Here is a 22745-nt window from a genome sequence, read left to right as displayed (position 1 = left end):
AGATGTTGATGAGTTTCAGGCTGAAAACTTCGACCCTTTGCGTGACTGCTGTTTCAATCATCGTTGCTGCCCTAAGTTGGATTCAGTGGGGAAACTGGCCCAATGCCGTCCCTATAGACCCATCCTGGAAACCTGACCTTGTTCTGGTGCTTGGAGGCGGAGACGAAGCCAGGTCGAGGGAAGCGTTGCGCTGGCACTCGCGCTTTCCAGGTTTGCCTATCGTGGTAACCGGGGATGGAGGGACCATTCTACGCGAGTTGACTGAGGCTGGAGTTCCAAACGGTCTTATTCTCCATGAACAAAACGCGACAAGCACCCATGAGAATGCTGATTTCACCGACCCAATCATTGATGCGATGCCGGAGGTGCGACGGGTGCTTTTGATAACGAACTGGTTCCATGCTGCCCGATCACTTGCGGTGTTTCGTAAACGGCAGCCCGAACGCGAGTTCGCAGTGGCTTTCGAGACTGCATCACAGGTGCCGAATCCCTGGGAAGTGAAAAGTCAAAGGCGCGAGCGATTGGCGGCGCTTTTCTATCTTTTTAGATATGGCGTCAATCCGTTTTCACCATGAACACGTCTTCATCGGGTATTCAATCGAATCGGTCCAGTCGCAAGTGGACCAGGAATGAATTGCTGGCCCGAGCTCTATGGAGCTTTGTGCATCCTTTGTATCGATTCAGCCCCCGTCTTCTATGGGGGTGGCGACGCTTCATGCTCCGTTGTTTTGGGGCCAAAGTTGGCGATCAGGTGCATATCCATCCGACGGCAAAGGTGTTCATTCCCTGGAACTTGGAGATTGGGGATTGGAGCGCAATTGGGTTTGATGTTTGTGTTTACAATCTGGGGCCTCTCAAAATAGGACAAAATGTGACCATTTCCCAACGGGCCCATCTTTGTGGCGGTTCGCATGACTTCACGGATGCATCAATGCCCTTGATCAAAGCCCCCATCACGGTGCAAAATGATGTCTGGATCTGTGCTGACGCTTTCATCGGACCTGGAGTAATTATTGGAGAGCGGGCGGTCGTTGGCGCTCGTTCAGTGGTCGTCAAAAACGTGTCAGATTCGATCATCGTCGCTGGAAACCCGGCCAAAGAAATAGGTCATAGATAGACCTTCCGATGTTCGGGGAACACGGTCAAAGTTGGAAATGTTAGTTTAACGGATTCGCACTCGCATGTCATTGCCTGTTTCCATCTGCATCCCTGTGCGCAATGAGGAAAAGAACTTGCCTGATTGCCTGGCGAGTTTGGGAGAGTTTGATGAGGTGGTGGTGGTGGACTCGGGAAGTTCTGACAGGACGGTCGAAATTGCGCGGGCGGCGGGTGCTACGGTGTTGCGCTTTGAATGGGACGGAGGGTTTCCGAAAAAACGTAACTGGGCGCTTCGAAACCATGTTTTCAAACATCCATGGGTGCTGTTTCTGGATGCGGATGAAAGGATGAACACCGCCATGGTGAATGAGCTTGGGAAGACGCTGCCGAATACCACTCATTCAGGATTCTGGATTTCTTTTACCAATTGGTTCATGGGACGTCCGCTCCATCATGGTGATGTGTTTCACAAGCTGTCGCTCTTCCGGGTGGGACATGGAGAATACGAGCGGTTTCCAGAAGAGTTTTGGAGCCGTTTGGACATGGAAATTCATGAACACCCGGTGTTGCAGGGTTCCGTTGGAGAACTCCGCACACGACTCGAACACTACGACTACCGAGGTTTGGAGAATTACTTTGCCCGACACAATGAGTATTCCACTTGGGAGGCCAATCGCTACCAGTGGTTCAAAAGGCAAGCTTCAGCGGAAGACTGGGCAAAACTCAATACCCGTCAGCGATTCAAATATCGCCATCTCGACAAATGGTGGCTGGGGACCTTTTACTTCCTTATGGCTTACCTCGCCAAAAAAGGATTTTTGGATGGTTATCGAGGCTGGATTTTTAACCGGCTTAAACAGCGCTATTTTGCTGACATCCGACTTAAGATCCTGGAGATGGAAAGCGGAAAAAGCTCAAACTAGTCTCAATGACATCTGCTCACACCGTTCATCTGGTAGTCCCCTGCTTTCGCGAAAGCCAGCGCATCCCAAGTTTTCTGGCCGAGTTGGTGCGGGAAATGGATCGCCTGGGAGGGGTGGCGGTGCTGGTCGTTGATGACGGCAGTGGTGCCACTGAAGTAACCCGGATGAAGGCTGTGGTGGATGAATTGCGGCCGAAGTTCCTGTGTTTGCGGCCACTCCTGGCATTGCCTGAGAATGTCGGTAAAGGAGGTGCCGTGTATGCGAGCTGGGCGGCTCATGAGATGCAGGATTGGTTGATGTTTGTCGATGCCGACGGTTCGGTCACGGCATCGGAGGTCTCGCGTCTGATCGCGCATGTAAGATCAAACAACACTACTGCGCAGGCTTTTTTTGGTTCGCGGGTGAAGATGCTGGGGCGAAAGGTTGACCGTCTTCTGCAGCGTCACCTGATGGGAAGAATCTTCGCAACGTTGGTTTCGGAAATGCTAGACGTGGCCGTTTATGACAGTCAGTGTGGCCTCAAAATGGTGGAGCGAAACCTCTTTAGTCGGGTTCAACCCCAGTTGCAGACAAGGGGCTTTGCTTTCGATGTGGAGTTGATGGTGTCGGTGTTGGATTCAGGAGGTTCTATTGAAGAATTCCCGATTGATTGGCATGAAACGCCAGGTGGAAAGGTGCGATTGTTGGTCGACTCCTGGGGCATGCTCCTCGAAATTTTGGCGATAAAAAAACGCCGCGGTCGGGTGGCGTCTGTGTAGCCTTGCCTTGTCGAGTGCCTGCTTTGACGTGCCGAATTTTGTGCCATGCGAATCTTGTTTCTAAATCAGTGTTTCCATCCTGACGAAGTGGCCACGGCAGTCTATCTCAAACAACTGGCAACAGAGTTGGTGAGAAAGGGTCATGAGGTCACGGTGATTGCATCCAACCGGGGATACAACCACCCCGAGGTTCACTATCCATCCAGAGAGAACTGGATGGGAATAGAGATCCGTCGAATCTGGACGCCGGGCTTGGGCAAACGATCGATCTGGCGTCGTGTGGTTGACTCGGGAGTGTTCTGGTTGAATGCCGCGAGGATGCTGGTGTTTGCATCGAAGCCCGATGTCATAGTAAGTCTGACTTCGCCTCCCCTGATCTCGGTTCTGGGCGCACTTGCAGCCCGATGGCACGGCTGTCGGTCGATGATCTGGTTGATGGACATGAATCCCGATCAGGCCGTTGCCAATGGAGTTTTCCGTCAAGGGAGCTGGATTGAGCGCAGTTTGTCCACGCTGCTCAACTGGAGTTTTCACCAGGCTACGAGGATCGTGGTATTGGATCGATTCATGGCGCAGCGTCTTCGCGACAAGGGTGTGGCTGATGAGGCGATCCGAGTGGAGCCACCGTGGGCGAACGACCATGAACTCCGGATTGACGAAACCGGTCGGGCAGAATTCAGAAGTGAACATGGATTGCCCGACAAGTTTGTGGTGATGTATTCTGGCAATCACAGCCCCTGTCATCCTCTGGACACCCTCCTTGAGGCAACATTAAGACTGCGCGAACGTTCCGAACTCTGCTTTCTGTTTGTTGGTGATGGAAGTGAACATCGAAAGGTGAAGCTTTTTGCCGAACAACATCAGCTGCGAAACATCCTGTGCCTCCCCTATCAGCCATTGGAGCGGCTGTCGGCCTCTCTTTCTGCCGCTGATTTGCATCTGGTGGTCATGGGTGATCTTTATGTTGGCATCGTTCACCCCTGCAAAATCTACAACATTTTATCGCTGGGCCTTCCCTTTTTGTTCGTCGGTCCAAGTCCGAGCCATGGGAGCGACATGGTCGATGCCCTGAACCTTCCGAAATATGCCCGTCGGACTGGACATGGGGACATCGACAACATGGTGAAGTGTCTCGAAAAAGCCTTGGTATTGGGTCCCTGCCCGCCATCCGTGGAGTTGCAACACTACTCCAGTCAGTTTGCATTCAAGAATTTGTGCCCCCGGCTGGTTGCTGAAATCGAAGCTATGGCTATGAAGCTGTAATTTCGCTTGTATGCCTGATCAACCGCTTGCTTAGATAACCCCTTTTCCAAAGCCAATGTGGCAACTTGATACCATTTCCCTCCTCTTTGTCGGCGCACTGATTTTATCGGCGGCCACCACCTGGCTGCTGCTGCGTAATGGTGGAAAGTTTGGGATGGACAAACCGGACAGCTACCGCAAACAGCATGAAAAACCTATTTCACGACTGGGTGGACTGCCCATCGTGCTCGCGCTCGCGGCAGGGTTCGTGGTCCTCGCTTATCGGCAGCCAGAGTTTGCCCATAAGTGGCTGCCGATCATCGCCACCAATGTGTTGATCTTTATCGTGGGTTTTCTGGACGACCTGCATCCGCTCGGAGCAAGAATTAAGCTGGTGGGACAGATCGGGGTGGCCATGGTGCTTTACTCATTGGGCATCTCGATCGACATGTTGTCCAACCCTCTTGGTGCCGGAAATTTTTCGCTGGGTTGGTGGAGCCTGCCATTGACCGTGATATGGCTGGTGTCGATCCCCAACATCATCAACCTCATTGATGGGATGGACGGGTTGGCCACGGGATTCGGAATGTTCCTCTGCGTGACCCTGGCGTTCATTGGCCATTTTGCGAACATGGCTGATGTGGTGTTGATGTCGACGGTCATGGCGGGTGCCCTTGCAGGTTTTCTCATCTTCAATTTTCCTCCGGCGCGGATCTTTCTAGGAGATGGGGGAGCCTATCTGATAGGATTTTTTGTCGCTTCCGTGTCGCTGGTCAGCTCCAACAAAGGGGCGGTGATGGCGGGTCTTCTGGTCATGCTGATCGCCTTGGGGGTGCCCATTCTTGACACGCTATTTGCCATCATCAGACGCGCGGTTCGCGGGGTGCCAATTTTTCGGGCCGATGCTGAGCACATTCATCATCGCCTGATGGTGCTCGGGTTTAGCAAGGCCAAAGCATTGGTGGCTCTCTACAGTGTGTGCCTGGTGCTTAGTCTGATGGGCATCTCCGTCCTGTGGAGTCGCGGGATTTCTCTTCCCATTGTCGGAGCGGTGGTGTTCCTCCTCGCCTTGAGCGCGGCACGATATCTCGGCTATGTGCGTAGTTGGAGGACCCTGAAGGCGCAGTTTCAGGAAGCCATGGTGAGGCGCCAGCAGATGCTTTTCACCAATGCTTATACAAGAGTCTTGGAGTGGGAAATCGAACGCTGCAAAAGTGGTGATGAGTTTGAAACCTTGCTGATGCATACGATTGACCGGGTTGGACTCAGCCCTGATCCCCGGCCTGGATTCAAACCGTCGGTGTTGACGCTTTCCAACGACCGCATGGTGACGCTATATTTTCCGGGACCCGAGGATGCAGAACCTCTTTGGAGGGCGCGCACCGACTTGTTCACCATTGTCTTGAGCCTGGCTCAGGAAAAATGGGGCGAAAGCTGCACAAGCCGCCTTCATGCAATCCCGACTGAAGCGGCCATACAGCCGATCAATGCACTTCATTAAAATACCTCTTTGTGAATTCAGAATCCATCTCCAGCTCTCTTCCAAAAAAAGATCGCGACATCGTTGCTGCTGACACCGACGCCCTTTCAAGTGAGTCGCTTTCCGGCACGACTTCAGTATGGAAGCTGCTGCTGGTGGCTGCCGTGCCGGTGGTCACGGTATTGACCTGTGGAGCCAGAGCTCCTTGGGCGCTGGCAACGTTGGCGCTGCTGGTGGGAACGTGCATTTTGCTCATGCCTCCAATAGGGCGAATCCCGCTAAAGGTATGGGTCCTGCCGGCTCTGGCGCTGCTGTTGAGCCTCACTTTCGCCCTGCCGGTGGTCGGAGAACTGCCAGATTGGCGACAAGCGTTGCAACGGGATTTTCAGATTGATACAGGAAACCTCCATTCTCCCCAACCATGGACTAGCTCGGAAAAATGGATATTGGTGACCCTGGTTTTGGTCTGGATGGCATTTGTCATCAGTCGGGGGTTTGCTGATGGCGAGCGCCGCATCATTCTAAGGGCCATGGTCGTGGGTCTAACGGCCATCGCTGCGTTGGCAGTCTGGATCAAGTTGCGCAATGTTGCTGGGCCATCGTTCTGGGCTCGGGACAACCTTGAGCCCTTTCAATATGGACCCTTCCCCAACAGAAATCACTTTTCAGGCATGTGTGCGGTGACAGGCATTCTCGCGTTTGTCTGCACCTACGATTCGTTTCGACGCAGACACTTCGGGTGGGTATTGTTTGCCATCTGTCTTGCCATATGTTTTGCCGCCCTGATGCTCAACACCTCGCGGTTTGGGGTGGTCATGTTTTTTGCCGGATGCGGTGGTTGGATGCTCACTGCCACTTTGCGTAGTCAGTCAGCTCACAAGATGGCCCTTTTTTCCTCGTTGTTCCTGATCGGCACCACTTTTCTTCTGATCTTTGGCCAGCGAATCATTCAACGATTTATCGGAGAAGGTGATGTCGTGGCTACCCTTGCCTCAGACGGACGCCTTTCTCTGTTTGGAAGAGTGCTCAAACTCATTCCCGAGGCACCCTGGATGGGTTGGGGGATTGGAAACTTTGATCCCATCTTCAACATGCTTGATGGTGCCCCCAATACCATCTATCGCGCCTCCCACCCTGAGAACGACCTGCTGTGGTTCGCCGCTGAAAGTGGAGTTCCAGCCGCACTCTGCATGGTGCTTGGGATCATCGTCCTTGCCATTCAATTCGGCCCATGGCGGCCTAGAAATGAAAAACACAACCGCCGTGATCGTCGACTGCGCAACGCCGCTGCCATCTCGGCATTGGCAATCGTTGCCCAGAGTCTCGTCGACATTCCGCTACACATGCTCGGATTGGCCGTGCTCTTTGCCACTCTGGCCGGGCTGGGATACAACCCGCACTCGTTGTTACCCCAGCCTTCAAGCCGACGATGGCTTCATGTCCCGGCGGCTTTGTTTTGTTTTGCCGCAGCCATCCTATGGATCAGTGTCGCCCGCCTAACACCACTCATGCCGACAGATACTTATGCCAGGCAGTTGTATCGCGGTTCAACTCAAATGATGATTGAGAATCGTAACGCCGAAGCGTTGGAGCTCATCAACGGCGCTGCGATCATCCGCCCGTTGCATTGGGAAATCTATTTTCAAAGGGCCTCAATCAAACTTGCCCTCGGTTACTCTCCACAAGAGGCATTGCCCGACTTTGCCCGGAGCCGGGCCTTGGAAAAATATTTGACCCGCTTTGTCGCAGCGGAAGCCCAGATTTGGGCAATTCATCATCCTCCCTTTGCCATGGCCGCTTATGGCGAAGCGATTCGCCGCGACAGGTCATCATCCCAAAACTACTTCTACTCCGCGATGGAGATTGCCAGGCTCCATCCTGAACTTCGATCGGATGCGCGTGCCATGGCGCTGAAAGATCCCAAGTTGCATCTCATCTTCACGCTCCTCTCTGATGGAGAAGAGTTCTCCCGCGAGCTGCAGGCCTTGCTGACCGAACATCCAGAACTGGCCATTTACAACAAGGCAGAACGACTTAGTCTGTTTCAGGCCTGGCATGCCAAGGCGGATCGATCTAAGCTGGTTCGTGCTCTGCAGGACAAACCCGCATGGCTCGCCGATGGATGGAGCGTGCTCGCCACGGATCATGCATTGCAAGGCGACTTCCAGTCGGCCTGCAAGATTGCCTTCGACCATCTGGATCCGCCATTTGCCACCTCCCCGCCCGGTAACTTGAGTGTGGATGAATTGAACCGTCTCTATCTGGGGAATCCAACCGACATCGCTCGCGGACTGCAGCTCTATGAAACCCTCAAGCTCCATGATCGAATTGATGAGGCCCTCCAAGTTCTTGAAGAGTTGGCCCTGCTTCCCTCGGTTCCCAACAAGGTCATTTATGAAAAGGCTCTGATTCTGAATCAGAAGAAGGAATATGCAAAATCTTGGGAGACGCTGCAGACCTACATGAACAAAATCAGCGCGTCCTAGCCGCCACACCAGGGAAATCATCAAGGCAATGACCGCCATCAGGGCTGTCATTGCTTTTTTTGTGCCAATTTCCGACCGACGGTAATTACCCGAGATCACCGCACACATTCACCTTCATCCCCAACGCCTGGGCAAAAGACGCCTTGGTGTAAAGGCAATGATTCGCCGCGTTTGCATCCGTCGCATAGGCCACCTGAATATGATTGGCCTGATGCTTTGCCATCAACTGATCCCTGCTCACACCGTTCAGCACCGCGTGCATGATCGGCCATTGTGGTGTCGTCATCTGCCAGCGACGCTCGGTCTCCTCGTTTGGCAACTCCACGACGTGTCCACGTCCAATGTCCAAATGCAAGCCTTCGTCCTGCACATACACCCTCGACCAGACGATCTCGCCCGGTTTTGAAACTCCGCGCAAGGTGCTGCCGCCGTTGGGGAAATACATCGCAGGTTGTCGATGCCCATCCGCCCCTTTCCAGCCATCCACAAAATGGGCTGGTGGTGCCGCACCACTAATCAACAACACCCACACATACTCATCCCCATAAACCTCACCCCAGCGAATGTCATGCAACGTGGACTCCACAGGTTGACCCAACGCACGATGCACCCGCAAGGTCATCAATCCATCCAATCCAGCGCACTCATCCACTTCATTAAAATGCACCAGTGGCTCCCCTTTGAACAACACCCGCTTGCCATCGCGACTCCTTACCGGAGGACGATCCGCATTGTTCAGCATGCCCTCCACCAAGTCACTGGCCGGCAAAAGATCCTTCAATCCTTGCTGATATTGAATGCCAATGGTGTCGCATCCAAAATCATCCGCCAGTCGCAATGCCGCCACATACATCTTGCACTGCAAAAGCACCTGAGCCCGCGTCAACAGCGTCGTATGATCGTCTCCAAAATGGAACTTCATCCCCTTCTTCATCAACCATGACAACACCACTTCCGCCTCTTCATGACGGGTCTGCGTGACTTCATGATACAGCGATGACTGGCTCATCCTCTCCTTGAACACCCCAGTCGAATGCAAAACCTGATCTGGAATGATCGCGTTAAACATGCCCATGCAACCCTCATCAAACACACCCATGATCGCCTTGTCCTCGCGCAACTGCTTCGCCAGCGATCTGCCCAGAGAACGCGCCCTGATTGGGGCGGTGCATTCGTTCAAGGCTCGCACATGACTCAAATCATGCTGCACCCTGCCCTCCTTCAACCATGCCTTAAGTTTCCTCTTGAAAAAGTCGTCAGTGAAATCCTCACTCCACAAAGTCGAATACTTCACCCCGGCCTTGGTCAATGAACCATTTAGATTCAACATGCCCACCAACCCCGGCCATTGGCCACTCCAGTTGGCCACCGTCAGAATGGGACCTCTGTGGGTCGTTAAGCCCGCAAGAACATGATGGGAGTATTGCCACACTGCCTCGGCCACGATCAAGGGCGCTTTCGGATCTAGCCTCCGAAAGACTTCCATCCCTTCCCGCTGACTTGCAATAAACCCGTGCTTCAACTTCTTGTCATAGGCATGGCCGCGAACCACTTGATAACCTTCTGACTCAACCGCTTCGACCAATAGCGCCTCCATTGCCTCCTGGGCAGCCCAACAGGTTTGATTGGCAGAAAGCCGCAGGTCACCGCTGGCGATTAGTTGGATGGTCTTCTTTGATTTCATGACGTTCCCCCTCGAAAATTAAACCGGTCCCGACGTCGCTCTGATTAAATTGATATCCAATTCATCGAGCACCTTCGCCACCCTCTGACGATGTTCGCCATCAAACTTCTCAAATGGACCCGCCATCGCGTCTTCACAAAGACCCAACAGGCTCATCGCACACTTCAAACTTTTCACGAAACTGGATCCGTAAGAGCCCGTCCTATACAGCGTTGACGCCAGATTCATCACCACCTGCTGCAACCGCTTCACTTCGGCTACATCACCGCGCTCAGCCGCTTCATACAAGTTCACGAACAAACGTGGAAACAGATTCGCTCCTCCGCACACCCCACCCTGGGCACCCATCAACACCGCCTCGCCAACCAGTTCCTCCGGGCCCATCAATAACGACCACGCGTTGCTTTCGTTTTGCAACTGCAGCAGTTGCTGGAAATACCCCATGTTCCCTGAGCTGTCTTTGAATCCCACCACATTCGGCAGCTCAAGAGCCCTGCGTGCCGTGTCAATCTCGATGCTCACTTTGGTGCAGGCGGGAATGTTATACAGATAGACCGGCAAAGGCAGTTGCGGAACCATCTTCTCGAAATATTCCAGCAGTTCCACCTGACTCAATGCAAAGTAATAGGGCGTTGATAGCACCAGTGCATGTGCTCCCTGATCCGCAGCATATCTCGCAAGCTTTAAGCTGTCTGCTGGAGAGGTGTGGGTGATCCCCACCAGAACTGTAACTCTTCCTTTAATTTCGCGGCATACATGCGTGACCACATCCCGCTTCATCTCCTCGCTCAAGCTGGCAAACTCTCCCGTCGTGCCCAACGCAAACACCCCATGCACACCACCCGACAAGAGATGTTCAATGACCTTCTCCAGTCCCCCCACATCCAGCTCGTCACGCGATTTTAACGGCGTAATGACCGGCGGAACAATGCCCTTCAGTAATGATGTTTGCATAGACATCCTTAATTTAGATTGGCCTTCGGTTTGATCAGCAACACCAGCACCGCCGACAAGACACACACACTGGCGAACGCACCGAAGATCACATTGAGAGCCACCCCGCCATCACGCATCACGCCAAAGCCCCAGTCCGCGAACCCTCCACAACTGATGCTCACCAGGTTCATGATGCCATATCCCGTCGCCCTCAACTCTGGCCGCACGATCTGACAGAGAATCGGCATGTTGTTGCAGTCAAAAAATCCCCAGCCCAGGCCAAACAATGCCAGGAAACAAATCGCGACCAACAAGGTGTTGGCATTGCCGACGCCGAACAAGGCCGGCACGAGAAAGCACATCCCGATGGCGCTGATATATATCCGACCGCGAATCGTCTTTTTCATCCACCGATCCGCTAGTATCCCACCAATTACAGCACCCGCGAGCGAGGCAATGTTGACATACAAGGTCGCCGAAACCCCCGCCTTCCCCTGACCGATATTGAACTGACTTTTCAAAATCGCGGGCATCCAATCTTTGATCACCCATCCAGCCAGCGCCGGCAGAGTAAAATAAAGCACCAGCATGATGAAATACTTGTTGGTCAGCAACTCCGTCACCGCACTACCCACCGAAGGTTTCGCCGTGGTCTCTCCAGCGACCAATGGTTTGTCCTTCAAAAGAAAGAAGAGTGGAATCGCATAAACCACTCCAACGAATCCGACCGCATCAAACGCCCAGCGCCACCCGAGACTCGGTGCATCCGCCGCGTAGCCACTAAAGCCTCCAATCATCACTCCCACATAAATCGCCATCTGATGAATCCCAATGGCCCTCGATCGCGTCGGTCCCACATGATAGTCAGCAATCAACGCCAGCGCCGCCGGGATATAACATGCCTCGCTCACCCCCATGATTGCCCGGCTCCAAATCAACTGGTCATAAGTGACCGCGTGCCCCGTCGCCCAGGTGATCGCTGACCACACAAACAAACTCACGGTAATCACCACTTTCTTGCTGAAACGGTCCGCCAGGTATCCGCCAAACGGACTCAACCCCGCATAAACCCATTTAAACACAGCTGGCAACAATCCCCATTTTGCTTCGGAGTCCAGCCCGGCGATGTCCCCCATCAATGATTCCTTCATCGCCGCCATCATCTGACGATCCATGTAGTTCAACAACGCCACCGGCCAGAGCAGAGCCAGAACGAACCAGGCATAGCGTGAAACAGAAATCGGCGGTTGGATCAGAGTCATGGGAATGAGAAGACAGGAAAGTCGGTAAATTGGAAAGACCGGCCCGCTGGTCATCCCTGCTCACCAGATCATTTTTCTTTTTGAATCGATTGCAGGGTTTTCTCGGAAATTTGCAGCAACTCCTCCGCACTCAATGCCCGGTTAAACACTGCCACGCCTGCCATCTTGCCATCAAAAAAATTTCCCCACTCCCCACCCCGGTGCACCGCGCCCACGGTAAAATCCGCTCCATCATCTCCTCCATCAAACAGGCCGTCCTCGTATGCGAACGGGTTGCGCTGCTCCCATGTGTCCAATTTGCCATTCACATAAACCCTGGATGCTTTGCCATCGTAAGTCATCGCCACGCAATACCAGTCTTCAAAACCAATCTCCGTAGCTCCACTTGAGTAAGTAATACAAAACTTCTCTCCTGGGGTTGGACCGCCTACCGCCGATACATGCCCATGAATGCGGTCCTTCACTGGATATCGTTTCATTTCATCCGCCCTGGTCGCCGTGGTTCCATACAAAAACAGACAATACTGCCGCTTTTTTCGTGTCTCGTCCCAGACTCCTGCCAGCGCCTGCCATGCCTGCTTGTCCCCGCGCTTGATCCAGGCAACCACGGTCACCTGTGCCTCCTTGCCGTGAATGTCCAACTCCCCAAGCTCTGCTCGTGGCACCATCAACCATTGCCCACGACGGATCTTCGCAGAGAACTCGCCAAACAATCCGCCTTCCACACGATCCACCTTTCCTCTTTGCTCCTTCAACCCATAAGATTGTGCCCCCCCTTTGGACACGCGCGCCTTGCCTCCCTCCTCCTGGAAATCCCAGAATGCCACCAGATTGGGCGTATCCAGCACGACAGCTCCTGGATTGCTTGAATGGACTGGAGTCACCAGCCAACCGGCCAGCAGCACGACAAAATATTGAACGCTTTTCATAATTGATCAGGGGACGCTTAAATGAAACTATGGCTTTGCTTCTAGCCCAGGCAACTTGCATGACTGCCACGCTAAAAATCGCCACTGTCCATTCTCAAGCCTCCAAACAGCAAGGTAACTCAATGTCATGTCATTAAGGCCCTTGGCATTCTTGACTTTTAGATCCACCTGTCCCGTCATCAATGCGATGCCTGGAGCGGGATAACTAAAATTCTGCGTCCTGTAGGCATAGGTTACATATTGACTCTTCTTGGATGCCAATGCTTCAACAAAGACTTTCTTGTCGTCCACCACGCCGGATGAATGGGCATAATGCAAATCGTCAGAAAGGATCGCATTCAATCGAGCTTCATCAGCCGTCAACGTCGCATCCACTCTCTCCTTGTCAGCTGTCAGCAAAGCACTGGTTAATTCGTCGACAATCGGTTCGGACTCTGCATGCAGCGTTACCAAGCCAAACCAACAAATCAAACTCAACAGAGGTGCGGTGTAAATAAATGAGTTCAGTTTCATGGACATTCAGTTTTATCAATGGTTTGTAGAAGAATCACGCCGAAATTCAGTTTGCAGTTGGCCAGTTGCCATCCACAAAATCTCGTCCGACCAATGTTGCCGGATCGACCACCACATGCTTCACCTTCTGACGTTTCCAAGTGTAGGTGATGTGGATCATTCCGTCTGATGTTTGAATCACTGTGGGATAGCTGTATTCACCCGGCTCATCCTCCAGCACCAATGCAGCCTGCCAGACTTTGCCGTCCTTGGAAACCGCCACATTGAGCGGAGTCCGTTTGCCGCCCCATTTGCCCGGAGTTCCACCAATGTGATTGTAGACAATCACATGCCGCCCATCCTTCAAGGTGGTCGCGTCCGTGCCGGAATTGTTGTTTGGCAATGAACCCAAGCCCATTTCTCCCCAAGTTTTGCCGTTGTCGTTGGATTGGACTTCGAACACCCGGTCCTGACGCGAGCGCCCGATGGCGAGCAACTTCCCGCCGCCCAGAACAAGAATGCTCGGCTGAATGGCCTGTATGGCAATCCCATCGTGCAGCGGACCAATTTTCTCCCAAGTCTTTCCCAAATCGGTCGTGCGTTCGAAATGCACATTCCATTTGGTCACCTTCTCGGCCGATTCATTGCTGGTCGGGCAAAGAATATCTCCGTTGGCTAGTTGAATCGGACGGTTCTTAATCGGTCCGAGAATGCCCTCTGGAAGACGTTGCGGATGCGACCAATTCTTTCCACCGTCGGCCGACGTGGTCAACATGCCCCACCAGGCATCCGGATTGGGTCCGGCCTTGTAGAACAACATCAATGGCCCTTCTTTTGGTTGGAACAACACCGGGTTCCAGGTCGGATGCCGGTGCACCGTTCCATCTGCATTTCGATGCTGCACCCCGTTGGCCACTTCCACACTCTCGGTCCATTTGCCATCCACCAGACGGGACACCCAGATGCCCACATCAGGATTCTTCTCATGCGTCCCGCCAAACCATGCCGCCACTAAACCATGGGGCGTTTCCTCAATGGTCGACGCGTGAATTTGCGGATAGAGGCCTGGTTCGTAGATGAACTCACTTTGGAGAATGGCAGGTTGGTCAGGGATCGATTTCAGCACTGGAGTTAATGCCAACGATGCCAGACTCACGGCAAGAAAAATTCGTTTCATGGTAGGCGCAAGATATTGAAGCGAGTCTCTTATTTGGCGCTCGGGTTACGGAGATAATAAAGATAGCCATCTTCAGCTCCTCCAAGAAAGTCTGGAACTCCGTCGCCATTAAAGTCCACCACCGTCGGACTCACATCGTGCCCCTCAATATTGGTCGGAGAAACCAATCCCATGTCCTTGAAGAACCACTTGCCATCGGCACTGCGAGTTTGTCGAACAAAGCTGGCGTTGGCGGCATTCACCAACAAATCCATCTGGCCATCCTGATCCCAATCCACTGCACACAGCTTGCGCCGACCGCTGCCTCCTGCGATTTTCTTATTCATCCAAAGTGGCTCGCCAGCTGCGGCCTGAAAGTATTTGGTGGGAGGATCCCCCTCCACGGTTGCGTCTGCCACGAAGACCCTCTGCGGATGTTTCAACTTCAGAGTCCCCTTCCCATCTTTGAACCGTTCAAAGAATGCGAGATAGCCTTGCTGGTCGAGCATCACCAAATCCACCAGACCGTCCTTGTTCCAATCCACCGCAACCGGCGTGGTGCGCCATTGAGTTAGCAGCGCCTTTCCTTCCGGCCGCAACCAGCCATAAGCCAGCACGGGCTGCTCACCATCCCACTCCACTTCAACGGACTGAGCTGCAGCCAGCTTCGGTTCCGTGCGGGTGCCGATGTTCTGATACCAATGCACTTTCCCCAGAATGGAGTTGACCATCAAATCGGGTAATCCATCGCCATCCCAGTCCGCCACCGACTGCGTGGTGTATCCCCACTTCGCTTCACACGGCCCCTGGATTGATCCATTTGCCCCCGCCATCGGGCGAATCACTTTTCCATCCGCCTCAAGAAGTTTGGGTGCCGCCCACTTCGGTGATTCCACTTTCGCACTGCTCAAGTTCTCGATGAAGGCGATATGCCCGGCGGTGTTGCCACAAATGATGTCCATGTCCCCGTCACCATCCCAATCATAACCCACCGGCGTTGCCAGTGCCCCAAATTTCACCTCGTCGGCCTCCTGCTTGAAATACACCGGCTCCTTGAACAGCGGCGCTCCATCCTTAAACTCGCCCGTGTTCTCGACAAACGCTACACGTCCATCCTCATCCCCGACAATCAGGTCCACCTTGCCATCCTTGTTCCAGTCGATGGCGGTTGGGGTGATCATTTGCAAGTCCATGGTCAGATAAGTCCCATCCGCAGCTTTGAGTCGCTTGCCCAGGGCATACTTCGGCTTGTTCCGCGTTCCGGTATTCTGGAAGTAAGTAAACCCATCAACAAACTCTCCGCAAAGAAGGTCAAGATCTCCGTCTCCATCAAAATCGATGAAATTGGGCGATGGCCATCCAAACACCTCCACCGGACGATCACCGGACATCACCTTGACGGGCTTTGCATACTCAGGCTTCTCGTTGCTGGCGGTGTTGCGAAGCCAATAAACATAACCTCGAATGGGACCATTCATCCAACGGCCATTCTCATCATACGCATTGTCCCACCCATACTCGGTCCAGTCGCCGACTCCCACAATGATATCGTTGTTTCCATCACCATCATAGTCCACCATCCTCCACATGTTGGCCCGCACCTTGTTGGGGTGGATGTTGTTCGGCAGTTCTATCTTCTGGCCTTTATCAATGCCAGTGCTCAGAAAATCGGGATAAGTCATGGCCGGGCTCATCACCACGGGTTTTCCATCGACATAACTCACCTGAACATTCTGCATGCCTTTGCTGATGCGTCGGCCTGGCTTGAACACCGGCATTGCATTCTTCGCGGTATCTCCAGTGACATTCTCAAAAAAATACACCCCATTGTAAGGCTTGTCGGGACAATTCACCACCAGGTCAAGGTCACCATCCCCATCAAAATCCATGGGCAACGGCCACGCCCAAAGTCCCACTCCAAGATCCACTTCAAGACCGGGATGGTTGTATTTGAGACGTTGCAACTCGGCACTTTCGGCGTGGGTGCCGAGAGCAAGGAGCAGCAGTGAGGCAAGCAGTGTGCGTGTTTTCATCATGATAAGTGGCAAAGTCACTAAGTTCGTGTTTTGGGTGGTCTTAAAGTCTTGTCCAGCACCTCGAGCTCGGTAGTAAACGCCTCCGGCAACCCCACCGACATGGCCTCCCGTTGAGCCAAGGCTTGTTGACGATCAAAATGCTCCAATGCCTCCCCCATGCTGGCCCGAATGTGTTGCGACATCAATCGACGTGCCGCCTCGCCATCTCCGGCCACCACCGCTTCCACAATCTCCAGGTGATAGCGCAGCGTTTGTTCGATCACCTCCAAATCATGCTCCTGTCTTGAAGTGGAAAAAATTCGAGCCAGCACTCTCCCCTCGGCCACGATCTTCATCAAACGACCGTTGCCTGCGGCACGAATCAACAAATGGTGAAAGGCCATGTCCGCTGACATCAAGCGTTTCATCATTTCGGCATCCGGCTTCGTATGGCCCTTTCGTCGCAACTCCTTCGCCACATTCTTCAATTCATCGCACAGACGACCCAACGTCTTGACATCCTCATCTTCCAACTTGCCGGCCACCTGCGCCACTGCATACGGTTCCAACGCATCGCGCAGTTCGTAGAGCTCAACCAGATCACGCCGGTCCAGTGCCTTCACCCGCGTGCCGAATCGCGGCACCTGTTCCAACACCCCCTCCTGTTCCAAATGACGAATGGCCTCGCGCACCGGCGTTCGACTGATGCCCATCTCTTGGGCCACACTTTGCTCGGAAATCACGTCACCCGCATTCCACGCCCCGGACAACAGCTTGCGCTGAATGTGCTGGTAAGCTTGGGAGCTGAGACTATTGGCAAACGACATGGAACTGAAGCGAAATTCTTGCTGGTATACCAGTGGGATTCCATCATAAACGTTTCCGCCTTTTCCTGCCTATCAGATTCTTTGAAAAAAATGATCGCGAGCTGGAATTGATCCGGTAGACACCTGTTCAAAACTACCGGTGTATCAGTTGCAGCACCCCACAGGCACAAACCATCGCGTTCATCTACTTGCGTTGACCGAAAGACTTGGCTAGAGAACAACGTCGACTCTCCCATGCCCATGTTTCGCTGCAGATCCAGGAATCTGAACCCCACCTCTGAAGTTCATCAAGAAGCACCAACCGCTCTCTCCGAAGCGGACCTCAACGACTCGTTGTCACACCCCCCAGTATGACACTGCCGTTGCTTCTGCTTATCCTCCTGCTTTTCACAGGACTCTTGATCTTTGCCGCCAACTTTTCGGCCCTTGAGACCGCCCTCTTCGTGCTGCGGGAAAAGGACCTTCTACACGACGATGTGCTCCCACGCAGTGAGAAGAGCAAAAAGCTTCTCCTCAACACCTCGACCACGTTGCAAGAGGCCATGTTGCTTGGCAGCATCAGCAACCTCACCCTCACCGCCACTGCGCTTTACCTCATTCTCCATCCCCTCACTGAAGCCGGCTTTCAACCCTGGATCAGCACCCTGGTCATCCTCAGTGCCAGTCTGATCATCGTCGAAATTCTGCCACGCACCTGCGCCCTGCGCGCACCTTCCACCGTCGCACGCTTCACCCTTCCCCTGCTCGGCATCAGCCAGCGATTTTTTCTCCCGGCCATCCGACCACTGCTCGGTTTCAGCCGCAGCATCGCCGCACGACTTACCCCACCCCGATCGCGTCCGCCGAATTTGCTCAGCACCGACGAGCTCGTCACCTTCATCGACATGAAGGAGGAACAGGGCAGCATCGACAAACAAGAAGCCGGACTGCTTCACCACGTCACCAACCTTCACCGCCTCGCCGCCCACGATCTCATGACGCCGCGGGTCGATCTCCCGCTGATGACGCATGATGCCGAGGACCAGGAGGCCGCCGCCACTCTCGAAAGTGCCCGCCATCCATTCGTCGCGGTGTATGACCGCAAACAGGACGGCGTGTCTGACCTCATCAACATTCAGCAATGGAAGCTGAAGGGCCGACCCCAGTGGCGCAGCGTCAGTCAGCCCCCCATCTTCGTTCCCGAATCTATTCCGCTCATCCGGGTGTGGACCGACTGCCTTCAATCAGATCCCGCCGCCGTGGCCGTGATCGTCGATGAATTCGGTAGTTTTCAGGGCCTCCTCACTCATAAAAACGTCGTCAATTACATCCTTTCAAAAACCGCTCCCACCTCCGACACGCAGCCCAACATCCAATCCATCGGTGCCAACCGCTACCTCATCAACGGCCAGGCCCGATTGGATGAGATCGAACACGAACTTGACGTCAATTTTGACGAAGACGACCTCGACACCATCGGCGGCCTTGCCACCAGTCTCTTCGGCGGACCTCCAAAGCCCGGTCAACAAATCACTTACAAAGGCATTGAGATAAAGATCAAACGCACCAACCGCTCACGCGTGCAACAAGTCGAACTTCAACTCCCACCCGCACCCGACCACCGCTGATGATCTGGCTGCTGCTCATCTTCTGCATCCCTCTCTGTTTCATGCTCGCCGGCACCGAAAGCGCCCTGCTTGTAGTTAGCCGCGTCCGTGTCCGCCATGCCGCCGAGGAAGGCGACAAAAAAGCCGCCAAGCTCAGCCAGTTGCTCCAACGTCGCGACGAGTTGCTGCATGTTGTTGCAGCCACCAATCACATCTGCGGACTGCTCGCCTTCGCCGCTGCCGCCCTGCTCACCGTGCGTGCCGTCGGCCCCTGGGGCTGGGCCATCAACCTCCTCATCACCCTCCCCCTGTTCCTCATCATCCTCGAACAAATCCCCAAACACCTTTTTGCACAAAAACCTTTCCGATCGCTTCGCGCCTGCACCGGCCTTCTCACGTTGATGCAGCATCTCGCCCTCCCCTGGCTCGCTCTTTCTTCCCGACTCAAATCCCGCGCCCTCGACCTGCTGCCGGTCGAAGTCTCCGACAACACCGGCCTGGACGACCTCACCAAGTCCATCAAGACCAACCAGCTTCTCCCCCCACCCTGCCTGCAACTGATCGACCATTACGCCGATTTCCAAAAGTCGCCCGTCAGCCGCTTCATGCTTCCCTTGCGCCAGTTAACCGCCATTCCCCCAGAACTCCCCCTCGCGCAATTCATCAGCGCGAACAAACAACAACTCCGTCCCTGGCACATCGTCCTCGCCGAGAACGGCAATCTTCTCGGCTGGCTCGACACCACCGCACTCCCCACCAATCCCCAGCCCGATCGCATGGTCCGCCAGTATCTGCGCCCCCTTAACCACGTTCGATCCACCGACACCGCCCTCCACTGCCTGCAATACCTGCGGAAACGCGGCGAACCTCTCACCGCCGTCCATGATGAAAATCGACACGTCGTCGGCGTCATCACCCAGCAATCCCTGCTCGCCGCCATCTTCCACCGGCCCGCCTCATGACCACGCACGCCAGAACGCTGCGCTTTCATCCGCGTCCGGCCTGATCTCCCAGATCACCGTCCCGGAGCCATCGCCATCATCGCTCAAATCCCGCCAGTCAGAAAAACAGCGGTAGCCCACTCCCCACATCGACGCCCAGGATTCAAACCCAAGCCCGTGCGCATTGGTCATCACCTTGCGAGCCGGGGGGGCCAGATCCGACAACCACCGCACCTGCGAAAAGATCTGCCCGCCTGAGTTGTTGATCACCACCAAGCGTCGTTTTCCCTCCCTCAACTGCGGCAAAATCCACAACGCATTCATGTCATAGAGCGCACTCAAATCCCCCACCACCAACCACGACTCATCCGCCCCATCCCCCACCCCCAGCCACGTCGACACCAGACCATCGATCCCATTCGCCCCGCGATTCGCAAAAACTTCCAGCCCGGCTTCACTGCGCCGAGCTGCTGCCAGATTCCACTCTCGAATCGGCAGGCTATTCCCCAGGAACAATCGCGCGTCCGCCCCCACGACGTTAGACAAATGCCGCATCCAGGCCACCTCGGAATTCGGAAATTGCTCAATCAATCCCCCCAACCCGCCATCATCATTTTCCACCGCCAATCGGGCCTCCACCGCCCCCACATCGCGAGTCAAAGCTGACCAAGGCGAACACACGACCCGCTCCTTTCGAGCCAACCCGCGAAACGACGTTTTTGAGATGCTCAACACCATCACGTCTTCCCGATCCTCCAGATCCCTCCACCAGCGCCACGAAGGCACCGCCCCAATTCGCAACACACGCCCCACTTCAAGCGACCGCAACAACTTCTCATCACCGCGAATTATCAGCTCCTGCAACTCCGGCACCCTATCAAGATTCGCCGTTGCCTCCGCCACCACTGTCGCCCCCAGCTTCGCCAAAAACGCCGACACCATTTTCACATCGTCTGGATGCAGACCTGCCACCAAAACCACCAGAGGCGCATCGCTCGACCAAAAATCTTCCCAAATTCCCGTATCCGTCAGTTCAGGACCACCATCAAACGTCACTTCCCCCGCGATCACACACCGTTCCAGTGCCCCCCCATCGAGTGCCTCCTCCTCAAGCCGCACATTGAAATGCAGCGGACCGCCCATCGTCCCGTTCGCATAGACTCCAAAAATCCCCTCCTGCTCCACCGCCTGCGGAGCCCCGCTGCCAGCATAGTGCGCCGGACGGTCCGCCGTCACCGCAACCAGTGGCAACGCCTGGTAATGCGCTTCCATCATCGCCGGCAACAATTCCGCCACCGCCGTCCCGGAAGTTGTCAAAACCGCCACTGGCTTGCGCGTCACCATCACCCGACCCAAAGCAAAAAAACCCGCCGACCGCTCGTCAAAAAAATGGCGGACCACAAAACGCTCATCCCTTTCCGCCCGTGCCGTCACCACCGCGATCAAAGCCGCATTTCGTGCCCCCGCACACACCACATATTCCCGCACTCCAAGACCATCAAGCCGGTCAAACAACGACCGAATCTCCCGCTCATTGTCCGTGCCATTTTTCATGCTAGACCCCCAGCATCCTCGACACCGTTTCCCGCTTCTGCCTCAGCTCACGCCACTCGTGATCAAACACACTTCCTCCAACGATCCCACATCCGCTCGGCATCGATACCTCATCGCCCCTCCACCCCAATCCACGAATCGCCACCACCGCATAAAAACCATCCGGCGTTTTCAAACCAAACGGTGCCCCAAAAAATCCCGGCGCATGCAACTGCTTCCGATACTCCATCAACTGCGTCAGATTCCCTTCATCACGCGGCAAACACCCCACGGCCGGCGTCGGATGCAACAACCTCACCAACGCGCCCAAATCCGGCCTCTCCTCCAATGTCACCCGCAATTGCGTTCGAAAATGGGTAAGCCCCGATGCATCACTCACCTCCCGCGGCCCACGCTCCACCACTCCCAAACCCAGTCCGCTCAAAGCCGACTCAATAAATCCCGCCACCAGTTCGTGCTCCTCGATCTCCTTCGTGTCCGAAACAAATCCCCCGCCATCCACCGGACTCGCCGTGCCCGCCAGCGCCATTGTCTCGAGTTGCCCACCCTCCACCTTTAACAACAACTCCGGTGTCGCTCCCGCAAACCCCTCATCTCCCTGCACCCTGCCGTAAGCCCACAATCCCTCAGGCGCACGCAGCGCACGCCCCAGTAGATCACTCATCCGCCCCGACTGCCGAACCCCCAATTCCGTCAATACTGGAACCATCTTCTTCAATCGCCTCGCCACCACCTCTTTGCGAATGCGCCGGAAAACCATCTCAAACCACTCCGGCTCCAGCGCCCGCCAAACCACGTTCAGTTCCTCCTCCGACTGCACCAAAAATTCATCGCCCTTCTCCAGCACCTCCATCCTCGCCGGAATCTTCCATGGCCGCCCGTCGCCAAGCTCAAAATCATTCACGTAAAACGCGGGTCCATCAGGGGCATCCGCCACTTCCGTAAACGGCCCGTATCCCACCCACACCTTGCCATCCGGCAGTCTCAAACACGCAATGTCCACCTCTTCCAATACGTCAGCGGAGACTCGCGGGACAACATGATTCAACTCAGACATGAATGCATCAAAAAAACCTCAAGCCCCCAGCACCTCAGCCGCAATCACCCGCCACTCCGATTCAATGTCCGCCGGTTTGCGCACCGGCTTCTGCGCTTTGTGAAACCAGTAGTTCGCATTGCCCTGATCGCCTTCGATCAAATGCAGCAACGCATGAATCCAAGAGCCCATTCTCGAATGAATATCCTGCGCAATCTCATGCGACTCATCCCAGTTGCCCTTCTTCGCATGCCAGAGCGCCCGCGCCTCAGCGCTCACGTCATCCGGCGGCGCATCATCGCGCAACACCGATTCAAGCAATTCTTCTACAGTCATCAGA

Annotated in this window: 20 protein-coding genes; 9 read left to right on the top strand and 11 right to left on the bottom strand. The window is 54.6% G+C overall.

Annotation, left to right across the window (positions count from 1 at the left end; all coding sequences use genetic code 11):
* Positions 1 to 2 precede the first annotated feature (2 nt).
* From FEM03_RS14480 to FEM03_RS14450, 7 genes are all read left to right on the top strand, one after another.
* On the top strand, positions 3 to 575 hold the full coding sequence (locus FEM03_RS14480) for a YdcF family protein (RefSeq protein WP_138086994.1): 573 nt from the start codon (positions 3 to 5) through the stop codon (positions 573 to 575).
* The gene (locus FEM03_RS14475) at positions 572 to 1117 is read left to right on the top strand and encodes an LbetaH domain-containing protein (RefSeq protein ID WP_138086993.1); all 546 of its coding nucleotides are present in this window, start codon (positions 572 to 574) and stop codon (positions 1115 to 1117) included. Before FEM03_RS14480 ends, FEM03_RS14475 begins: the two co-directional genes overlap by 4 nt.
* A gap of 64 nt (positions 1118 to 1181) precedes the next feature.
* Entirely contained in the window at positions 1182 to 2021 is an 840-nt protein-coding gene (locus FEM03_RS14470) for a glycosyltransferase family 2 protein (RefSeq protein ID WP_138086992.1), read from the top strand.
* Between the two features lie 5 nt (positions 2022 to 2026).
* Positions 2027 to 2779 (top strand): glycosyltransferase, encoded by a 753-nt coding sequence (locus tag FEM03_RS14465; protein WP_138086991.1) that lies wholly within the window; start codon positions 2027 to 2029, stop codon positions 2777 to 2779.
* A 45-nt stretch (positions 2780 to 2824) separates the two neighbouring features.
* Entirely contained in the window at positions 2825 to 4042 is a 1218-nt protein-coding gene (locus tag FEM03_RS14460; RefSeq protein ID WP_138086990.1) for a glycosyltransferase family 4 protein, read from the top strand.
* Between the two features lie 55 nt (positions 4043 to 4097).
* Positions 4098 to 5522 (top strand): MraY family glycosyltransferase, encoded by a 1425-nt coding sequence (locus tag FEM03_RS14455; protein ID WP_138086989.1) that lies wholly within the window; start codon positions 4098 to 4100, stop codon positions 5520 to 5522.
* An 11-nt stretch (positions 5523 to 5533) separates the two neighbouring features.
* On the top strand, positions 5534 to 7987 hold the full coding sequence (locus tag FEM03_RS14450; RefSeq protein ID WP_138086988.1) for an O-antigen ligase family protein: 2454 nt from the start codon (positions 5534 to 5536) through the stop codon (positions 7985 to 7987).
* A gap of 85 nt (positions 7988 to 8072) precedes the next feature.
* On the opposite strand, the gene FEM03_RS14445 is transcribed toward FEM03_RS14450, so the two are convergent.
* The 8 genes from FEM03_RS14445 to FEM03_RS14410 form a co-directional block, all read right to left on the bottom strand.
* The gene (locus tag FEM03_RS14445) at positions 8073 to 9671 is read right to left on the bottom strand and encodes a fucose isomerase (RefSeq protein ID WP_138086987.1); all 1599 of its coding nucleotides are present in this window, start codon (positions 9669 to 9671) and stop codon (positions 8073 to 8075) included.
* 18 nt (positions 9672 to 9689) lie between these two features.
* Entirely contained in the window at positions 9690 to 10625 is a 936-nt protein-coding gene (locus tag FEM03_RS14440; protein ID WP_138087148.1) for a dihydrodipicolinate synthase family protein, read from the bottom strand.
* A gap of 8 nt (positions 10626 to 10633) precedes the next feature.
* Positions 10634 to 11869 carry an MFS transporter gene (locus FEM03_RS14435; protein ID WP_138086986.1) on the bottom strand — a complete coding sequence of 412 codons (1236 nt, stop codon included), beginning with the start codon at positions 11867 to 11869 and terminating at the stop codon, positions 10634 to 10636.
* A gap of 68 nt (positions 11870 to 11937) precedes the next feature.
* Positions 11938 to 12798, bottom strand: a complete 861-nt coding sequence (locus FEM03_RS14430; RefSeq protein WP_138086985.1) for a LamG-like jellyroll fold domain-containing protein — start codon at positions 12796 to 12798, stop codon at positions 11938 to 11940.
* 27 nt (positions 12799 to 12825) lie between these two features.
* The gene (locus FEM03_RS14425; protein WP_138086984.1) at positions 12826 to 13311 is read right to left on the bottom strand and encodes a nuclear transport factor 2 family protein; all 486 of its coding nucleotides are present in this window, start codon (positions 13309 to 13311) and stop codon (positions 12826 to 12828) included.
* Positions 13312 to 13357: 46 nt separating this feature from the next.
* Positions 13358 to 14467, bottom strand: coding sequence for a sialidase family protein (locus tag FEM03_RS14420; RefSeq protein ID WP_138086983.1), 1110 nt, complete (start codon positions 14465 to 14467; stop codon positions 13358 to 13360).
* A gap of 29 nt (positions 14468 to 14496) precedes the next feature.
* Complete coding sequence (locus FEM03_RS14415; protein ID WP_206171014.1) at positions 14497 to 16482, bottom strand: FG-GAP repeat domain-containing protein; 1986 nt, start codon at positions 16480 to 16482, stop codon at positions 14497 to 14499.
* Positions 16483 to 16499: 17 nt separating this feature from the next.
* A complete protein-coding gene (locus FEM03_RS14410; protein WP_138086982.1) occupies positions 16500 to 17288 on the bottom strand; it encodes a GntR family transcriptional regulator in 789 nt (262 codons plus the stop codon).
* A 350-nt stretch (positions 17289 to 17638) separates the two neighbouring features.
* On the opposite strand from FEM03_RS14410, the gene FEM03_RS14405 reads away from it, so the two are divergent.
* Together FEM03_RS14405 and FEM03_RS14400 are read left to right on the top strand one after the other, a co-directional pair.
* Positions 17639 to 18895, top strand: coding sequence for a CNNM domain-containing protein (locus tag FEM03_RS14405; protein ID WP_138086981.1), 1257 nt, complete (start codon positions 17639 to 17641; stop codon positions 18893 to 18895).
* The gene (locus tag FEM03_RS14400) at positions 18895 to 19836 is read left to right on the top strand and encodes a CNNM domain-containing protein (RefSeq protein WP_138086980.1); all 942 of its coding nucleotides are present in this window, start codon (positions 18895 to 18897) and stop codon (positions 19834 to 19836) included. Before FEM03_RS14405 ends, FEM03_RS14400 begins: the two co-directional genes overlap by 1 nt.
* On the opposite strand, the gene FEM03_RS25925 is transcribed toward FEM03_RS14400, so the two are convergent.
* The 3 genes from FEM03_RS25925 to FEM03_RS14385 are packed head-to-tail and all read right to left on the bottom strand — an operon-like array spanning position 19831 to position 22741.
* A complete protein-coding gene (locus tag FEM03_RS25925) occupies positions 19831 to 21369 on the bottom strand; it encodes a thiamine pyrophosphate-binding protein (RefSeq protein WP_138086979.1) in 1539 nt (512 codons plus the stop codon). The genes FEM03_RS14400 and FEM03_RS25925 overlap by 6 nt on opposite strands.
* Position 21370: 1 nt before the next feature.
* Positions 21371 to 22426, bottom strand: a complete 1056-nt coding sequence (locus tag FEM03_RS14390; protein WP_138086978.1) for a chorismate-binding protein — start codon at positions 22424 to 22426, stop codon at positions 21371 to 21373.
* Between the two features lie 18 nt (positions 22427 to 22444).
* Positions 22445 to 22741 carry a hypothetical protein gene (locus FEM03_RS14385; protein ID WP_138086977.1) on the bottom strand — a complete coding sequence of 99 codons (297 nt, stop codon included), beginning with the start codon at positions 22739 to 22741 and terminating at the stop codon, positions 22445 to 22447.
* Positions 22742 to 22745: the final 4 nt, after the last annotated feature.

The sequence above is a fragment of the Phragmitibacter flavus genome, assembly GCF_005780165.1.
GTDB classification, from domain to species: domain Bacteria; phylum Verrucomicrobiota; class Verrucomicrobiia; order Verrucomicrobiales; family Verrucomicrobiaceae; genus Phragmitibacter; species Phragmitibacter flavus.
Note: the sequence above shows the minus strand (reverse complement) of the source record. Positions and strands in the feature narration are given on the sequence as shown.